The sequence below is a fragment of the Streptomyces malaysiensis subsp. malaysiensis genome (assembly GCF_040653035.1).
Lineage (GTDB): Bacteria > Actinomycetota > Actinomycetes > Streptomycetales > Streptomycetaceae > Streptomyces > Streptomyces malaysiensis.
The window spans coordinates 39,535-54,008 of sequence record NZ_JBEZNG010000015.1 but is presented as its reverse complement, the minus strand read 5'-3'; the positions used below and the strand labels follow the sequence as shown (position 1 = coordinate 54,008).

The 14,474-nt window shown below is 71.7% G+C and carries 16 protein-coding genes; 11 read left to right on the top strand and 5 right to left on the bottom strand.

What is annotated here, in order from left to right; all coding sequences use genetic code 11:
• Positions 1-200: 200 nt before the first annotated feature.
• A complete protein-coding gene (locus tag AB0E24_RS26965) occupies positions 201-1,979 on the bottom strand; it encodes an MFS transporter (RefSeq protein ID WP_359380738.1) in 1,779 nt (592 codons plus the stop codon).
• A gap of 490 nt (positions 1,980-2,469) precedes the next feature.
• On the opposite strand from AB0E24_RS26965, the gene AB0E24_RS26960 reads away from it, so the two are divergent.
• Together AB0E24_RS26960 and AB0E24_RS26955 are read left to right on the top strand one after the other, a co-directional pair.
• On the top strand, positions 2,470-3,657 hold the full coding sequence (locus tag AB0E24_RS26960) for a hypothetical protein (protein ID WP_359380735.1): 1,188 nt from the start codon (positions 2,470-2,472) through the stop codon (positions 3,655-3,657).
• Positions 3,658-3,961: 304 nt separating this feature from the next.
• Positions 3,962-4,996: a phosphatase PAP2 family protein gene (locus AB0E24_RS26955; RefSeq protein ID WP_099013299.1), complete on the top strand. Its 1,035-nt coding sequence runs from the start codon at positions 3,962-3,964 to the stop codon at positions 4,994-4,996.
• A gap of 147 nt (positions 4,997-5,143) precedes the next feature.
• Here AB0E24_RS26955 and AB0E24_RS26950 read toward each other — a convergent pair whose 3' ends face one another.
• Complete coding sequence (locus tag AB0E24_RS26950) at positions 5,144-5,359, bottom strand: I78 family peptidase inhibitor (RefSeq protein ID WP_069868803.1); 216 nt, start codon at positions 5,357-5,359, stop codon at positions 5,144-5,146.
• A gap of 396 nt (positions 5,360-5,755) precedes the next feature.
• On the opposite strand from AB0E24_RS26950, the gene AB0E24_RS26945 reads away from it, so the two are divergent.
• The 9 genes from AB0E24_RS26945 to ctaD all read left to right on the top strand — a co-directional run bounded on the left by AB0E24_RS26945 (position 5,756) and on the right by ctaD (position 11,049).
• On the top strand, positions 5,756-6,058 hold the full coding sequence (locus AB0E24_RS26945; protein WP_079153386.1) for a gas vesicle protein GvpO: 303 nt from the start codon (positions 5,756-5,758) through the stop codon (positions 6,056-6,058).
• A gap of 66 nt (positions 6,059-6,124) precedes the next feature.
• Positions 6,125-6,577, top strand: coding sequence for a gas vesicle structural protein GvpA (locus AB0E24_RS26940; protein ID WP_069868801.1), 453 nt, complete (start codon positions 6,125-6,127; stop codon positions 6,575-6,577).
• The gene (locus tag AB0E24_RS26935) at positions 6,574-7,293 is read left to right on the top strand and encodes a GvpL/GvpF family gas vesicle protein (RefSeq protein WP_069868799.1); all 720 of its coding nucleotides are present in this window, start codon (positions 6,574-6,576) and stop codon (positions 7,291-7,293) included. The genes AB0E24_RS26940 and AB0E24_RS26935 overlap by 4 nt, the downstream gene beginning before the upstream one ends.
• A gap of 5 nt (positions 7,294-7,298) precedes the next feature.
• The gene (locus tag AB0E24_RS26930) at positions 7,299-7,499 is read left to right on the top strand and encodes a gas vesicle protein GvpG (protein WP_232638876.1); all 201 of its coding nucleotides are present in this window, start codon (positions 7,299-7,301) and stop codon (positions 7,497-7,499) included.
• A gap of 56 nt (positions 7,500-7,555) precedes the next feature.
• Entirely contained in the window at positions 7,556-7,873 is a 318-nt protein-coding gene (locus tag AB0E24_RS26925) for a gas vesicle protein (RefSeq protein ID WP_283888846.1), read from the top strand.
• Positions 7,870-8,787 carry a GvpL/GvpF family gas vesicle protein gene (locus AB0E24_RS26920; RefSeq protein WP_283887116.1) on the top strand — a complete coding sequence of 306 codons (918 nt, stop codon included), beginning with the start codon at positions 7,870-7,872 and terminating at the stop codon, positions 8,785-8,787. The genes AB0E24_RS26925 and AB0E24_RS26920 overlap by 4 nt, the downstream gene beginning before the upstream one ends.
• Complete coding sequence (locus AB0E24_RS26915; RefSeq protein ID WP_069868793.1) at positions 8,784-8,987, top strand: gas vesicle protein; 204 nt, start codon at positions 8,784-8,786, stop codon at positions 8,985-8,987. The genes AB0E24_RS26920 and AB0E24_RS26915 overlap by 4 nt, the downstream gene beginning before the upstream one ends.
• Entirely contained in the window at positions 8,984-9,262 is a 279-nt protein-coding gene (locus tag AB0E24_RS26910) for a gas vesicle protein K (protein ID WP_069868791.1), read from the top strand. Before AB0E24_RS26915 ends, AB0E24_RS26910 begins: the two co-directional genes overlap by 4 nt.
• Before the next feature lie 77 nt (positions 9,263-9,339).
• Positions 9,340-11,049: an aa3-type cytochrome oxidase subunit I gene (gene ctaD, locus AB0E24_RS26905; RefSeq protein WP_251773647.1), complete on the top strand. Its 1,710-nt coding sequence runs from the start codon at positions 9,340-9,342 to the stop codon at positions 11,047-11,049.
• On the opposite strand, the gene AB0E24_RS26900 is transcribed toward ctaD, so the two are convergent.
• The 3 genes from AB0E24_RS26900 to AB0E24_RS26890 form a co-directional block, all read right to left on the bottom strand.
• The gene (locus AB0E24_RS26900) at positions 11,018-11,977 is read right to left on the bottom strand and encodes a helix-turn-helix transcriptional regulator (protein WP_100807643.1); all 960 of its coding nucleotides are present in this window, start codon (positions 11,975-11,977) and stop codon (positions 11,018-11,020) included. The two genes, ctaD and AB0E24_RS26900, sit on opposite strands and share 32 nt — an antisense overlap.
• Before the next feature lie 97 nt (positions 11,978-12,074).
• Positions 12,075-12,935, bottom strand: a complete 861-nt coding sequence (locus tag AB0E24_RS26895; RefSeq protein WP_359380971.1) for a hypothetical protein — start codon at positions 12,933-12,935, stop codon at positions 12,075-12,077.
• Positions 12,936-12,976: 41 nt separating this feature from the next.
• The gene (locus AB0E24_RS26890; protein ID WP_079257123.1) at positions 12,977-14,215 is read right to left on the bottom strand and encodes a glycosyltransferase family 4 protein; all 1,239 of its coding nucleotides are present in this window, start codon (positions 14,213-14,215) and stop codon (positions 12,977-12,979) included.
• Between the last annotated feature and the right edge of the window lie 259 nt (positions 14,216-14,474).

Here is a 14,474-nt window from a genome sequence, read left to right as displayed (position 1 = left end):
ACCCCTGGCGTCCAGCCCCGCTCGCACCGGGTCACCAGGACTCGGGCGGCACTCGGGCCGCACTCCTGTGACACTCGGGCAGACCGGGGCGGGACTCGGGCAGGGCTGGGGGCCGGGTGGGGGCTCGGGCGGGCCGCCGTGCAGCAGGGCTCGGGCGGGTCGGTCAAGCCTTGGGGGCCGGTCAGGACTCGGAGGGGCGGTCAGGAGTCGGCGGCGACGGTGGCGCGGTCGCGGCGGGCCGGGGCGTCCGTACCGCCCTGCTCGCGCTGGCCCGGTTCCCGCTGGGCCGGCTCCAGCTGGGCCTGTTCCAGCTGGGCCTGGTCCCGTCGGCCTTGCTCTCGCCGACCCTGGTCCCGCTGCTCCTGCTCCCGCTGGCCCTGGTCCGGGCCCTGGGAGGGCTCCTCGTCGTCGGCGGGGCACTCCATGGTCCTGGGCAGCCGCAGCGCGGCCAGCGCGCCGAGCAGCAGCAGGCCGGCGCTCACCGCGAGCGTGATATGCAGACCGTGGACGAAGGCGGAGCGGGAGGCCGAGCGCAGGGCCTCCCCGGCGTGGCCGCCGAGCCGGTCGGAGACCTTGTACGCCGCGCCCAGCGACTGGCTCGCGTCAGAGCTGGCCGAGGCGGGGACGCCGGGCACCGAGGAGACGCCGGGCTTGTAGGCGGCGTTCATCACGCTGCCGAGGAGGGCGATGCCGATACCGGCGCCGAGCTGGTAGGAGGTCTCGCCGATGGCGGCGGCGCCGCCCGCCGAACCGCTGGACGCCTCGTTGAGCATGGACTCGTACGCGCTGAAGAGCGTGGTCTCCAGACCGAAGCCCAGGACGATGAAGCCGCCGACGAGCACGGCGGGCCGGTCGGAGAGGCCCATGGCAGTGAGCGAGAGAACGGCGAGGGCGGTGAGCGCGAAGCCGACGGCGACCATGACGCGTGGCCCGAGCCACTGGAGCATCCGGGACCCCACGAGCCCGGCGGCCATGGCGGCGAAGGTGAGCGGCAGCAGCCGCAGACCCGTCTCGAGCGGGGTGAGCCCGAGCACGAGCTGGAGGTACTGGGCGGCTATGAGCTCCAGGCCGACGAGCGCCAGCAGGGCGAGCACGATACAGCCGACGGAGATCGAGAAGGCGGGCCGGGAGAACAGCTTGAGGTCGACCAGCGGATGCGTACGGCGACGCTGGCGGCGTACGAAGAGCACCAGCAGCACCGCCCCGAACAGCACCGGGGCGGCGGTCACGGCGTTCAGCAGCCCCGCGCCGCTGCCCATCCGCTTGACGCCGAAGACCACGCAGAACAGCCCGCACGCGGCCATGACCGCGCCCAGCACGTCCCAGGGCCCGTCGCGGTCGCCGGTGGACTCGGGCAGCAGCCAGCGGCCGACGGGCAGCGCCACGACCATCAGGGGCAGGTTCACCAGGAAGACCGAGCCCCACCAGAAGTTCTCCACCAGGAAGCCGCCGAGCAGCGGGCCGACCGCCGCGCCCACGGCGGCGACCGCGCTCCATATGCCGATGGCCATCGCCCGCTCCCGGCGGTCCGGAAAGACCTGGCGCAGGATCGACAGCGTCGCGGGCATGATCATCGCGCCGCCGACGCCCAGCAGGGCACGGGCCACGATGAGGATCTGGGGGTTGCCGGCGAAGGCGGCGAGCGCGGAGGCGGCGCCGAAGAGCCCGTAGCCGAGCAGCAGGACACGTCGTCTGCCGACCCGGTCGCCGAGGGTGCCGAAGAGGATCAGCAGCGAGGCGCAGACCAGTGGGTAGACATCCACGATCCACAGCAGCTCGATCGCGCCGGGGCGCAGATCCTCGGTGACGGCCGGGACCGCGACATGGAGCACGGTCGCGTCCACGGCCACGAGCAGCAGGCTGACGCAGAGCACGAGGAGCACGACCCAGCGGTTGGCCCCGCCGCTCGCCTCGGTGCCGCGCCATTGCCGAGGAACGCCCGCCGTCCGCCGAGAGCCGGCCGTGGTCGTCCCGGACATGTACGCACCTCCCTGGGTCTTGCGCTCGCGGTCCGCCGCCGGAGGGCGGCACGTCACGTCGTGGGGACGTCCCGGGTGGTCCCGGTGGCGAAGGCGCGAGTGAGAGGTCAGGGTACGCGAGACCGCGTGCGGGACGTGTGCCGCAGGTCATGTTGGGACCGCCCCGCGGATCGTTACGGAGGCGTACGTTCCACACTTCACCTTTTGTCCCCCATACCTCTGCCGTCCCTCCCGCGTCCCCTCCGCGGCCCCGCTACGGCCCCGCTACGGCCTACCGGTGGCCGTCTTCCGTTCGCCCCCCGTTGTCCGTGGGGCGCTGTCCACGGGGGCGCTTTCCACGGGGCCCTGTCCGCGAGACGTCCGGGGAGCACTGTCCGCGGGCTGTCCGCGGGCTGCCCGCGAGGCGTTGTCCACAGCCTCCGCGGCGTCTCCGCGGGCCGTTGTCCACAGGCCCGGCGGGCGGCCCGGACCATCCCTGATAATCGTCGCCGTGACAGATCTCGCCCAGGCCGGCACCGCGCCGCTCGGCGACGACGGCCGACCGGGCCGCGCCGCCGGCTCCGCGCTGCGCCGGGCCGCCCCGGCATTGCTCGCCCACGCGGGGACGCGCCTGCTCGGGCTGGTGGTTCTCGCGATCTGGGGAGCCTTCGCGGACAAGAGCCCGCACCAGCTGCTCTCCGCGCGCTGGGACTCGCTGTGGTACACCCGCATCGCCGAGGAGGGGTACGGCTACACGCTCCATCTGCCCGACGGGGCGGTCCACTCCAACCTGGCGTTCTTCCCCCTGCTGCCCGCGCTGGAGCGAGCGATATCGGCCATGACCCCGCTGGCCTCGGCCGACGCCGGTCTGCTGGTGAGCGGGGCGATGTCCCTGGTCGCCGCCTGGGGGATCTTCGCGATCGGCGATCTGCTCCACGGACGCCGGGTGGGGCTCACACTGGCCGTGCTGTGGGGGGTGCTGCCGGTCGGGATCGTGCAGTCGATGGCGTACTCGGAGTCGCTCTTCACGGCCCTGGCCGCGTGGGGGGTCTACGCGGCGCTCACCCGGCGGTGGCTGTGCGCGGGGCTGTGCGCGGCGCTGGCGGGGCTCACCCGGCCGGTGGGGGCTGCGGTGGTCGCGGCGGTCTGGGTGGCGGCCGCGATGGAGCTGCTGCCCGGCGGGCGCTGGCGCCAGGCGTGGCGACACGACCGGAGCCTGCTCGCGGGGGTCGTGCTGGCGCCGCTTGGCTGGCTGGGCTATGTGGTGTGGGTGGCCTTCCGGACCGGAAGCGCCACCGGCTACTTCGATGTGCAGAGCGGCTGGGGCAACGGCTTCGACGGCGGGCTGGCCTTCGCGGGCTTCATCGGCGGGCTGCTGATCGAGCCGCCCTTCGTGGGCGGGCTCGGGCTGCTGCTCGGAGTCGGGGCGCTGATCTGGCTCGCCGTCCGCTGTGTACGGCAGCGCCAGCCGCTGCCGCTGCTGGCCTACGGCGGGGCGGTGCTCGTCCTGGCGCTGGCCGCGAAGGGGTACTTCGGCTCGAAACCCCGGCTGCTGATACCCGCCTTCCCACTGCTGCTGCCGATCGCGGTCGCCCTGGCCCGGCTGCGTCCGGTGCGGACCGCGCTGGTCCTGGGGTCGGCCGGGCTCGCTTCTGCGGTGTACGGAGCCTTCTGGCTGCATGGCAGCGGACCGCCATGATCCGGCCATCCCCACCGGCCGGGCCGAGCCCTGCGGTTGATCACCCCCGGCCGCCCGGCGACGCCCGGGGAAACTTGGGGGAACGCTTTGGCTAATTGGCGATAAACACGCCCTGTAAGAATTCCATAAAGGCCCTGAGACACGCCCATTGGAAGGGTGGTAGCGGAAAAGTTCCGGAGGCTCGCGCATTCCCCGGAAAGGGCACGGCCAAAAGGCACGGACGAGACGCACTCCACATCACATCGTCATCACAAAGCGACCTGATCGACTGAACCCACCTGTCACGCAATGTAACGTCGATTAGGTGCGTACCGAAGACAAGCTCCCCGCGACCGAGGAGCGAAGGCCCGATCTCGCGCGACCGCGCATGACCCGAACACGCTTCTGGCTCCTCGGGACCACGCTGGCGGTCTACGCGGCGACCGTGATCGGCGTGCTCACCACGTCATGGCTGGTGAAGCTCGACTGGCAGGTCATGCTGTTCCGGCCCTACAAACAGTGGCCGGAGTTCCACACCTTCCTGGATTACTTCGTGGTCATGGGGCAGCGCGGCCCCACCGCCGTGGCCGTCGCCGCCTGGCTGGGGTGGTGCTGCTACCGGCAGCGCACCCTGCGCCCGCTGCTGGTGCTGGGCACGTCCCTGCTGCTGCTGAACGCCACCGTGGGCGCGGTGAAGATCGGCTTCGGCCGGCTCGGTCCGCACTACGCGACCACCGTCGGATCCAATGAGATGTGGCGCACGGGCGATATATTTCCTTCGGGTCACACCGCGAACGCCGTGGTCACCTGGGGTGTTCTGGCCTATCTGGCGACCACCCCGCTGGCCCGCAGGGTCGCCTCGCTGATCGCCGCGGGCTTCGCCTTCGGGGTCGGCATGACCACCGTCTACCTCGGCACCCACTGGCTGAGCGATGTGGTGCTGGGCTGGGCCGCCGGGGTGCTGGTGCTGCTGGCGCTGCCGTGGCTGGAGCCGGCCATGGCCCGCGCCGAGGTGCTGATGCTGGCCCTGTGGCGCCGGGTGCGCACGGGCCGGGCGCCGGTGCCGGTGCCCTCCGGGCGGCCGGTCGCCGGGAGCCCGCTGGCCACCCCGCGCGCCGCCCGCGACGACGAGCTGCCCACCCGCGAGACCGTGGCCGTGGTCCGGCCCGTCGGTGCCACCGGCCGTGGCTCCGACGCCCGGCCCCACCACCCGGTTCGTCAGCACACGGTGCGCTCCGAGCGCACCCCGGTCACCCCGGTCGGCAGCCGCCGGCCGCCGCACCCCGACCGGGTGCCGCGCGCCACGACGCCTTTCGGCCAGTCCGGCGCGGCCCGCGGCCGGACGGCCACGGGCGGCTGAGCCGCCGACCGGACCGCGGGGCGGTACGCACCCCCTCCCCCGCGCGGACCGCTCACACCGCGGCCCCGGACGCTCCCGCCGAGCGTCCGGGGCCGCGGTCGTGTCCGAACCGGGCGCACCGGCGCGTACCGGCGCGAACGAGGTGGGTCAGCCGCGCCAGCAGCGCTTCACGGTGCCCTCGTCCACCTCGAAGTCGATCCGCCCCCGCAGGTACTCCATCGTGATGATCGCGCCCGGTGGAAGCGTCCGTACGGTGCTCCAGCCGCGTGCGCGCGCCCGCTCCTCGGCGGTGTGGGCGTCGAGGCCCACATAGCTGTCGAGGTCGTCGTCGGGTTCGGCCGGAAGGTTCGGTACAGGTCCCATGAGAGCCACCGTAGGCGGCTCCCTACGCGTGGCAAACCCAGAGTGGCCATGGAACGCCATGGGACCGCCGCGCTCTCATGCCTCTCATGGCCGCCATTCGTCACACTTGTGTCACAGAAAACACGCCCGGGTTTGTGGGCGACTTCATCACTCTTCCGGGGCTTGTGTTGACGGCTCGAAGATGATTGCGAGTTTCCGTCGATATCCCCGCGCCAATGGACCGGCCGGGGTATGGGCGGCGGGCGCACCGGCGGTAACTCTCGAACAATTCACACGGCGACCGGAAAAGCACCTCCCGGCCCCCTCCGGAGCGCACAATTCCACCACAAATCGCCGGGGTCGAAGCCCGAGGTTTACGCCCACCCGGACGCGGTACCCGCCGCCACCGGAGCCAACATGACCAACAGATCCGATGAGACCCCCAAGAAGACGGCGGCCGGCGGTCAGAGCCCGCCGGCGATCCTGCGCGCCGCCCGTGAACAGCTCGTCGAGCTGACCGGCCGGCACCCCGAGTCCCTGCCCCGTCTGGAGCGGACCGACGCGGGGTGGGTGCTGGAGGCCGAGGTGGTGGAGCTGGCCCGGGTGCCGGACACGATGAGCCTGATGGGCCTGTACGAGGTGACTCTCGACCCGGACGGCCTGCTCACCGGCTACCGCCGCCTCCATCGCTATGAGCGCGGCCGGAGCGACCGCCGCTGACGGCGGCGGGGCCGGACGCCCACCGGACAGGAGACGCCCACCGGACAGGAGAGGAACACACCCGACATGACCACTGTTGTCCCGGCACAGCAATCCAGGGGCGGGGGCGGCACCAGCGGCCTGTACGACGTCCTGGAACTCATACTCGACCGGGGGCTCGTGATCGACGCGTTCATCCGCGTCTCCCTGGTCGGCATCGAGATACTCAAGATCGACGTCCGGATCGTGGTGGCGAGCGTCGACACCTATCTGCGGTTCGCCGAGGCGTGCAACCGGCTCGATCTCGAGGCGGGCCGGAACAAGTCCCCCGGCCTGCCCGAGGTGGTCGAGGGCATCACCGAGAACGGGGCGCGGTCCAAGACCAAGGGCGCCCTCTCCGGCGCCGGGGACACCGTTTCCAAGGCCGCCCAGACCGTGGCCGACGCGATCAGGCCCTCGGAGGAGGAAGCGGAGGAGGAGCCGCGCCGTCGGCGTCCGGCCCGTAAGGCGGCGCCGAGGAAGTCCGAGGAGTCCGCATGACCACGTATGTCTACGGCATCGCGCGCGGTGAGGTCCCGGACCTGGGCGATCGGCTGCTGGGCATCGGCGACCCCCCGCTGCCGGTCCGGGCGCTGAACGAGGGCGAGCTGGCCGCGATCGTCAGCGACTGCCCGCCCGAGCTCAAGCCCCGGCGCCGCGATCTGCTCGCCCATCAGCATGTGCTGGCCGAGGTGAGCGACTCCCGTGCGGTGCTGCCGATGCGCTTCGGCAGCGTCTCCTCCAGCGACGACGACGTCCGCGGCGTACTGGCCGCGCACGCCGACCGCTATGAGGATCAACTGCGCCGGCTGGCCGACCGGGTGGAGTACAACGTCAAGGCCGTACACGACGAGGACGCGGTGCTCCACCAGGTGCTCGCCGAGGAGCCGGAGCTGCGGATGACGGCGGAGGCCAACCGCGCGGCGGGCGGCGGCACCTACGAGGAGCGGGTGCGCTTCGGCGAGCTGATGGCGGGCGCGGTGCGGGCCCGCGAGGTGCGGGACGCCAAGCTGGTGGAGGAGGCGCTGGCCCCGGCCGCCGAGGAGGTGCGGCCCGGCCCGGAGAGCGGCGGCTGGTTCCTGAGCCTGTCCCTGCTGCTCGACAAGGACGCCGCCGAACCGCTGCTGACGGCGGCCGCCGAGGTGGAACGGGCCCACCCCTGGCTGAAGCTGCGGATCAACGGTCCGCTGCCGCCGTACAGCTTCGTCGAATCCTGACGCTGATGATCGTCTGGGTGCTGAAGCAGGTCGTCGCCGCCGCGGAGCGCGAGTACTACGACCCGGCCAATATCCAGCGCGCCCTGGCCGAGCTGGAGAGCCGGCTCGACCAGGGCGTGATCGACCAGAAGGAGTTCGAGCGGCAGGAGGACGCGCTGCTCGACCGGTTGGAGGAGGCGCGCCAGTGGGCGAACGGGACTCTGTGACCACCCGGGGCGGTGCGGCCCCGACGGCCGGCGGCTATGGCTCACCGGCGTCGTCGTTGGCGTCGTCGCTCGGCTCCTCGGGGCCGTACGGACCGGCCTCCCGAGGCGAGGGCGGGGCCAACCTCGCCGACATCCTGGAGCGGGTGCTCGACAAGGGTGTGGTCATCGCGGGCGATATCCGCATCAACCTGCTCGACATCGAACTTCTCACGATCAAGCTGCGGCTGATCGTGGCCTCGGTCGACAAGGCGAAGGAGATGGGCATCGACTGGTGGGAGCACGACCCGTCGCTCTCGTCACGCGCCAGGACCGAGGTGACCGGCCGGGCGAACACCGAGGTGCCCCGTGGGGAGAACCGGGAGGCCACCGAATGACCGAGGGACTGCGGTACGCCTACGCGGTCGTGCGCGACACCGGTACGCCGGAGGCCGCCCTGGACGCCCTCACCGCCCTGGAGGAGGTGCGCGGAGTCGCGGGCGAACCGGTGCGCGCCGTGCGCCATCTGGGGCTCGCCGTACTGGCGGGCGCCGTACCGGCCGAGGACTTCGACGAGGGCCCGCTGCGCAGGCGGCTGGAGGACATGGCGTGGCTGGAGGACATGGCCCGCGCCCATCAGCGGGTGGTCGACACCGCGGGCGCCGAGTCCTGTGTCATACCGGTCCGGCTGGCCACCGTCTGCCAGGGCGAGGAGGGGCTGCGGCGGATGCTCGCCACCGGGCGGGAGCGGTTCGCCTCGGCGCTGGACCGGCTGGAGGGCCGGGTCGAATGGGGCGTCAAGGCGTATGCCGCGCCGCCCCCTACGCAGGAGCCGCCCGCCGGGGCCGCGAACGGCCCGGACTCCCCGGGGGCCTCGGACTCCCCGGGCGCCCCGGGCGCCTCGGGTGCCTCGGGTGCTTCGGGTGCCATGTCCGGCCGCGACTATCTGCGCCGCCGCAAGGCACAGCGGCAGGCGGCCGAGCGGCGCTGGGGCGATACGGAGGAGGATGCGCGGCTGGTGCACCACACCCTCAGCGGGCTTGCCGAGCGGGCCCGGCTGCATCCGTCGCAGGACCCCCGGCTGTCGGGGGTGTCCGACCGCAATGTGCTGAACGCCGCGTATCTGGTGCGGCGCGAGGACAGCGCCGCCTTCGCCGAACGGGTCGGTGAACTGGCCGGGCGGACGCCTGAGCTGCGGGTGGAGCTGACCGGCCCCTGGGCGCCGTACTCCTTCACCGACCCGGACGAGACCGAGAGCGCGGACGAGACCATCACCCCGCACCAGACCGGGAGCGCCGGGGCGGACCGATGACGGCGGCGCTCCCGGACGCCCCTTTGGCCCATCAGCAAATCGCCCTGGTGGACCTGCTGGACCGGCTGCTCGCGGGCGGCGTGGTGATCACCGGTGATCTGACCCTGCGGATCGCCGATGTCGATCTGGTCCGTATCGATCTGCGCGCGCTCATCAGCTCGGTCAACGCCAATGTGCCGTCCCCCTGGGAGGAACCGTGAGCCGCGAGCTGGAGCTGGACCAGGACACCGTCGAACGCGATCTGATGAAGCTGGTGCTGACCGTCGTGGAGCTGCTGCGCCAGCTCATGGAGCGGCAGGCGCTGCGCCGGGTGGACCAGGGCGATCTGACGGAGGACCAGGAGGAGCGGATCGGGCTGACGCTGATGCTGCTGGAGGACCGGATGGGCACGCTCTGCGAGCGCTATGGCATCGCGCCCTCGGATCTCAATCTGGACCTTGGGCCACTCGGTCCGCTGCTGCCCCCGAGGGAGTGACGCTCAGGGCCGCTCCGCCGATCGCGACATCCATCGGGCGATCATGGCGATATCTGCCCAGACACGGAGGAGTCCCGATGGCGACAGGCACCGCGCGGGCCGCCGGTCCGGCACCGGTGACGCGACAGGGCAGTGTGCTCACGGACTGGCTCACCACCACCGACCACAAGAAGATCGGGCATCTGTATCTGATCTCGTCGTTCGGCTTCTTCCTGGTCGGCGGTGTGCTGGCGATGGTGATGCGCGCCGAGCTGGCACGTCCGGGCCTCCAGATCGTCTCGCAGGAGGAGTTCAACCAGGCGTTCACCCTGCATGGCACGATCATGCTGCTGCTGTTCGCGACCCCGGCCTTCGCGGGATTCGCCAACGAGATCATGCCGCTCCAGATCGGCGCGCCCGATGTGGCCTTCCCGCGCCTCAACATGCTGTCGTACTGGCTGTATCTGTTCGGCGGGCTGATGGTGCTGGCCGGTCTGGCGGTGCCCGGGGGCACCGCGGACTTCGGCTGGACCGCCTACGCGCCGCTCAACAGCGCGATCCGCTCCCCCGGTATCGGCGCCGATCTGTGGATCATGGGGCTGGCGCTGGCGGGCTTCGGGACGATCCTGGGCGCGGTGAACTTCCTGACCACCATCATGGCGATGCGCGCACCGGGCATGACGATGTTCCGGATGCCGATCTTCACCTGGAACACCCTCTTCACCTCGATCATGATCCTGATGGCGTTCCCGGTGCTGGCGGCGGCGCTGCTGGCGCTGGAGGCGGACCGGCGGTTCGGAGCGGTGGTCTTCGACGCCCGGTACGGCGGCCCGCTGCTGTGGCAGCACCTCTTCTGGTTCTTCGGCCATCCCGAGGTCTACATCATCGCGCTGCCGTTCTTCGGCATCATCACCGAGATCATCCCGGTCTTCTCACGCAAGCCGATCTTCGGCTATGTGACGCTGATCGGCGCGACCATGGCCATCACCGGGCTGTCGATGGTGGTCTGGGCCCACCATATGTTCGCCACCGGAGCGGTTCTGCTGCCCTTCTTCTCCCTGACGTCGTTTCTGATCGCGGTGCCGACCGGGGTGAAGTTCTTCAACTGGATCGGCACCATGCTGGGCGGCTCGGTGTCCCTGGAGGCGCCGATGCTGTGGGCGGTCGGCTTCCTGGTGAGCTTCCTCTTCGGCGGGCTCACCGGCGTCATCCTGGCCTCACCGCCGATGGACTTCCATGTCACGGACACTTACTTCGTCGTGGCCCACTTCCACTACGTGGTCTTCGGCACGGTCGTCTTCGCGATGTTCGCGGGGTTCTACTTCTGGTGGCCGAAGTTCACCGGGAAGCTGCTGGACGAGCGGCTGGCCCGGATCCACTTCTGGACGCTGTTCACCGGCTTCCACACCACCTTCCTGGTGCAGCACTGGCTGGGGGTGGAGGGGATGCCGCGCCGCTACGCCGACTACCTGGCGGCGGACGGCTTCACCGCGCTCAACACCGTCTCCACGATCGGCGCCTTCCTGCTGGGCCTGTCGACGCTTCCGTTCCTCTACAACGTCTGGAAGACGGCCAAGTACGGGAAGAAGGTGGAGGTCGACGACCCCTGGGGGTTCGGCCGCTCACTGGAGTGGGTGACCTCCTGTCCGCCGCCCCGGCAGAACTTCACCGCGCTCCCCCGGATCCGTTCTGAATCGCCCGCCTTCGATCTGAACCACCCCGAGGTGGCGCGCCTGGAGCGGCAGCGGGACCAGCGGCTCGGGCCGCCGGGCCCGCTCAGCCCAGGGCCCGGTCCAGGCGGTCCCTGATCTCCCGGATGCGGTCGTTCAGCTCCACCGGCTCGCGCACTTCGAAGTCGAAGCCGCTCAGCACGATATGGAGCACCAGCACATCGGGGCCGTGGGCGCCGGTGCGCAGCAGACAGCTGTGCTCGTCGACGGCCTCCAGCACCCCTACCGAGGGCGGGAACCGCTCGGCCGCCCGCTCGGCGGGCACCCGCAGCAGCACGGTGGCCCGCTGGGCGTAGACGGTGGTGGTGATGCCCCGGGCCACATAGGCGGCGATGTCGTCGGCGGGCGGACGGCGCGGGGTGAAGCGGGGGCCGTGCGGCGGGGTCGGGGTGATCCGGTCGGCCCGGTACGTACGCCAGTCGGCGCGGTCGACATCCCAGGCGACGAGGTACCAGCGGCGCTGCGCGGCGACCAGCCGGTGCGGTTCGGCGGTGCGGCGGGTGACCGCACCGCCGTGGTCGCGGTACTCGAACCGCAGCTGATGGCAGTCCCGGCAGGCGGCGGCCAGCTCGGTCAGCACCCCGGGGTCCACCCCGGGGCCGGGGCTCCAGCCGGACAGCGGCACGGTGAAGGCGGTCAACGCGCCCACCCGGCGGCGCAGCCGGTCCGGCAGCACCTGCTCCAGCTTGGCCAGGGCCCGTACCGAGGTCTCCTCGATGCCCTCGACCCCGCCGCCCGCGGCCTGGCGCAGCCGCACCGCGACCGCCACCGCCTCCTCGTCGTCGAGCAGCAGCGGCGGCAGTTGGGCGCCCGCGCCCAACTGATAGCCACCGCCGGTGCCCGGCGCGGAGTGCACCGGGTAGCCGAGCTCGCGCAGCCGGTCGACGTCGCGGCGCACGGTGCGCGGGGTGACCCCGAGCCGGTCGGCGAGATCCGCGCCGGACCATTCGCGGTGGGCCTGCAACAGGGAGAGCAGGCGGAGCAGGCGGGCCGAGGTCTCCAGCATGCGGCCGAGTCTGCCACCGGTCGAGGACAGCCTTCGTCCTCAACCCCCTTCCGGGACCTTCCCGGGCCCCGGAATCCGCCCCCGGACCTTCCCGGGATCAGGCGGGCGGCTCGATCCGGACCGCCAGGTCGTTGTCCCGGGTGTAGTAAGGCCGGGCCTGTGCCTCCCCGTGCGGACCGGCCACCGTGCGCGGCGGATAGGTGAAGATCTCCTTCTTGTCCGCCACATCGTCCAGGATCCGGGCCAACCGCGCCGGGGGCATGGCCTCGTCCGCCGGGCGCAGCCACAGGTCCCAGGCGTCCGCGCCGCCGTCCCAGCTCCGCGCGAGCTCGGCGAAGGGGAGCTCGAAGGAGAAGTCCGAGCCGTCCACCTCCAGCGCTGCCGTACGCACCGGGACGTCGCCCCTGCGGCAGCGGGCCTCGATAACCGCCCCGCCCAGCCACTCGGACGGGTACGCAACGCGGTAAAGCCGCCCCCGCACGGCCATCGTGTCGTCCTCCAGCCGGATCTCCCCTGCCTCGGCGTGCGGCGCCCGCCGCCAGCTGCGCAGCGAGAGATTGCCGTGTTTGGTGGCGTACGGAATGCGGACGGACAGCGGGGATGTGCTCGGCCCCGGGCGGCGGTCGACGAGCGAGCGCAGATCGTTCAGGCCCGGGGCGAGCCGCTGAGGCTCGGCGTCCCGGTAGGCCACATGGATGTCCCAGCGGCCCTCGGGCAGGGCGACGTTGCTGGGCAGGGCGGCCTGGAGCCGGCCGTCCGCGGTGGGGCCAAGCGGCAGCCGCACCTCCCCGTCGGGGGCGTCCGCCGCGCCCCGGCGGCGCAGCACCAGCGCACCGCTCCAGTCGTCGTAGCTGCCCGGCCCGGGCCGGGCCCAGTCGGCGATATGGAAGGTGAGCCCACCGGCGGAGTCCGCCACGCAGTCGGCGCGGGCGGGGGCGGCCTCGGCGGCCTCACTCATTCCGTCCTCCTCGACGTGCTGCGCTGCCTGGGCCGTTGCACTCATGCGACACGCACCTTCCGCAGAGAGTCCTTGGTGGCGAACGCGCCGCTGACCAGGGAGCCGCGGGCGCGGTGCAGGGAGCCTCGCAGTCCGCTGCGGGCGATCAGACCGGAGAAGAGCGTCTCGTAACGCCCGGCCACCCGGGACGGGTCGAAGCGGGCCGAATCCTTCAGCGCCGCCTGCCCCATCTGCTGGCGCAGCTCGTCGTCGTTGATGAGGTCGAGCAGCGCGGCGGCGATGGCGTCGGTGTCGCCGGTGGGCACGAGACGGCCGTCCACCCCGTTGTCGATGATCTCCGCGGGTCCGTGCGGGCAGTCGGTGGACACCACGGGGAGGCCGCAGCGCATCGCCTCCACGATGGTCATGCCGAAGGACTCCAGGCTGGAGGTGACGGCGGCGATGGAGCCCTTGGCCCACTCGGGGTCGAGCGGATTGGCCGGGCCCATCAGGAAGACGTGGTTGTAGAGGCCCAGCTGGTCGATGAGGGCGCGCAGCTTGGCGTGCTGGGCCCCACCGCCGTAGATCCGCAGCCGCCAGTCGGGGCGGGCCGCGCTGACCTTCGCGAAGGCGCGTATCAGCAGGTCGTAACGTTTGACCGGGGCCAGCCGGCCGGCCGCGACCACCCATTTCCCGGTGCCGTCGGCGGGTTCGAGACCGGATGCGGGCACGCTGTTGGGGACCGCCTCGACCCGTACGCCGGGCAGCCGCATCTGGTCGCGGTAGGTACGGGCGTCGGCCTCGGTCACGGTGGTCACCGCGTCCAGCCGGGGGTAGACGGCGCGCAGGGCCCGCTTCAGCCCCTTGGAGTGGGTGCTGAGCGTCAGATGCTCCTGGCCGACCCGTACCGGACCCCGGCGGGCCTCCCGGGCGATGTGGACATTGAGCCCGGGGCGGGTTCCGACAACGATATCGGCCTCCAGCCGGCGGAGATGGTCGGCGATACGGCGGTCGGTCAGGGCGCTGTACTGCTTGTAGCGGCCCTCGGTCGCGGGGAAGACCTTCGCCGGGCGGCTGTGGTCCGGGTCGGCGCCGTCGTAGGACGGGCTGTTCCTGCGGAGGTCCACGAGATGGCTGAGCCGCACCTGCGGGCCGGGGTCGAAGATCGGCTGGTCGCGGTGGCGGAAGACCGACACGATCTCGACATCGTGCTGCTCCCCCAGGGTGCGGGCCAGGTTGTACGTGGTCCGGATCGTCCCGCCGATCCCGTACGCGTTGTGAATAAGGAAAGAGATGTGCATCCGGCCCCGTATCCCACTGCTTCCCCGCAGACGAGTGTGTCGTCCGCCTACCACGGTGTAAGACACCGAAAAGTGGCACAGGGTTGGGTTTCATCACCTTCTTGTGCTCCAACAGATGTGAAATCGGTAGGGAGTCGGGGGAACTTTCCGGCCCGACCGCGCATCAGACCCCGGGGCGGCCGGGGGCGCGTGACCCCCGCCCCGCATGGCCCGTTGTCTACGTATGAGCCGGGGACCGCCCGGCTCGCCCACCGAGACC

Bases quoted from the DNA above. Each gene is read 5' to 3' on its own strand.
- AB0E24_RS26940 (WP_069868801.1), top strand. From the start codon at position 6,125: ATGACCACTGTTGTCCCGGCACAGCAATCCAGGGGCGGGGGCGGCACC.
- AB0E24_RS26915 (WP_069868793.1), top strand. From the start codon at position 8,784: ATGACGGCGGCGCTCCCGGACGCCCCTTTGGCCCATCAGCAAATCGCC.
- ctaD (WP_251773647.1), top strand. From the start codon at position 9,340: ATGGCGACAGGCACCGCGCGGGCCGCCGGTCCGGCACCGGTGACGCGA.
- AB0E24_RS26950 (WP_069868803.1), bottom strand. From the start codon at position 5,359: ATGGGACCTGTACCGAACCTTCCGGCCGAACCCGACGACGACCTCGAC.
- AB0E24_RS26965 (WP_359380738.1), bottom strand. From the start codon at position 1,979: ATGTCCGGGACGACCACGGCCGGCTCTCGGCGGACGGCGGGCGTTCCT.
- AB0E24_RS26920 (WP_283887116.1), top strand. From the start codon at position 7,870: ATGACCGAGGGACTGCGGTACGCCTACGCGGTCGTGCGCGACACCGGT.
- AB0E24_RS26895 (WP_359380971.1), bottom strand. From the start codon at position 12,935: ATGAGTGAGGCCGCCGAGGCCGCCCCCGCCCGCGCCGACTGCGTGGCG.
- AB0E24_RS26890 (WP_079257123.1), bottom strand. From the start codon at position 14,215: ATGCACATCTCTTTCCTTATTCACAACGCGTACGGGATCGGCGGGACG.
- AB0E24_RS26930 (WP_232638876.1), top strand. From the start codon at position 7,299: ATGATCGTCTGGGTGCTGAAGCAGGTCGTCGCCGCCGCGGAGCGCGAG.
- AB0E24_RS26945 (WP_079153386.1), top strand. From the start codon at position 5,756: ATGACCAACAGATCCGATGAGACCCCCAAGAAGACGGCGGCCGGCGGT.
- AB0E24_RS26900 (WP_100807643.1), bottom strand. From the start codon at position 11,977: ATGCTGGAGACCTCGGCCCGCCTGCTCCGCCTGCTCTCCCTGTTGCAG.
- AB0E24_RS26935 (WP_069868799.1), top strand. From the start codon at position 6,574: ATGACCACGTATGTCTACGGCATCGCGCGCGGTGAGGTCCCGGACCTG.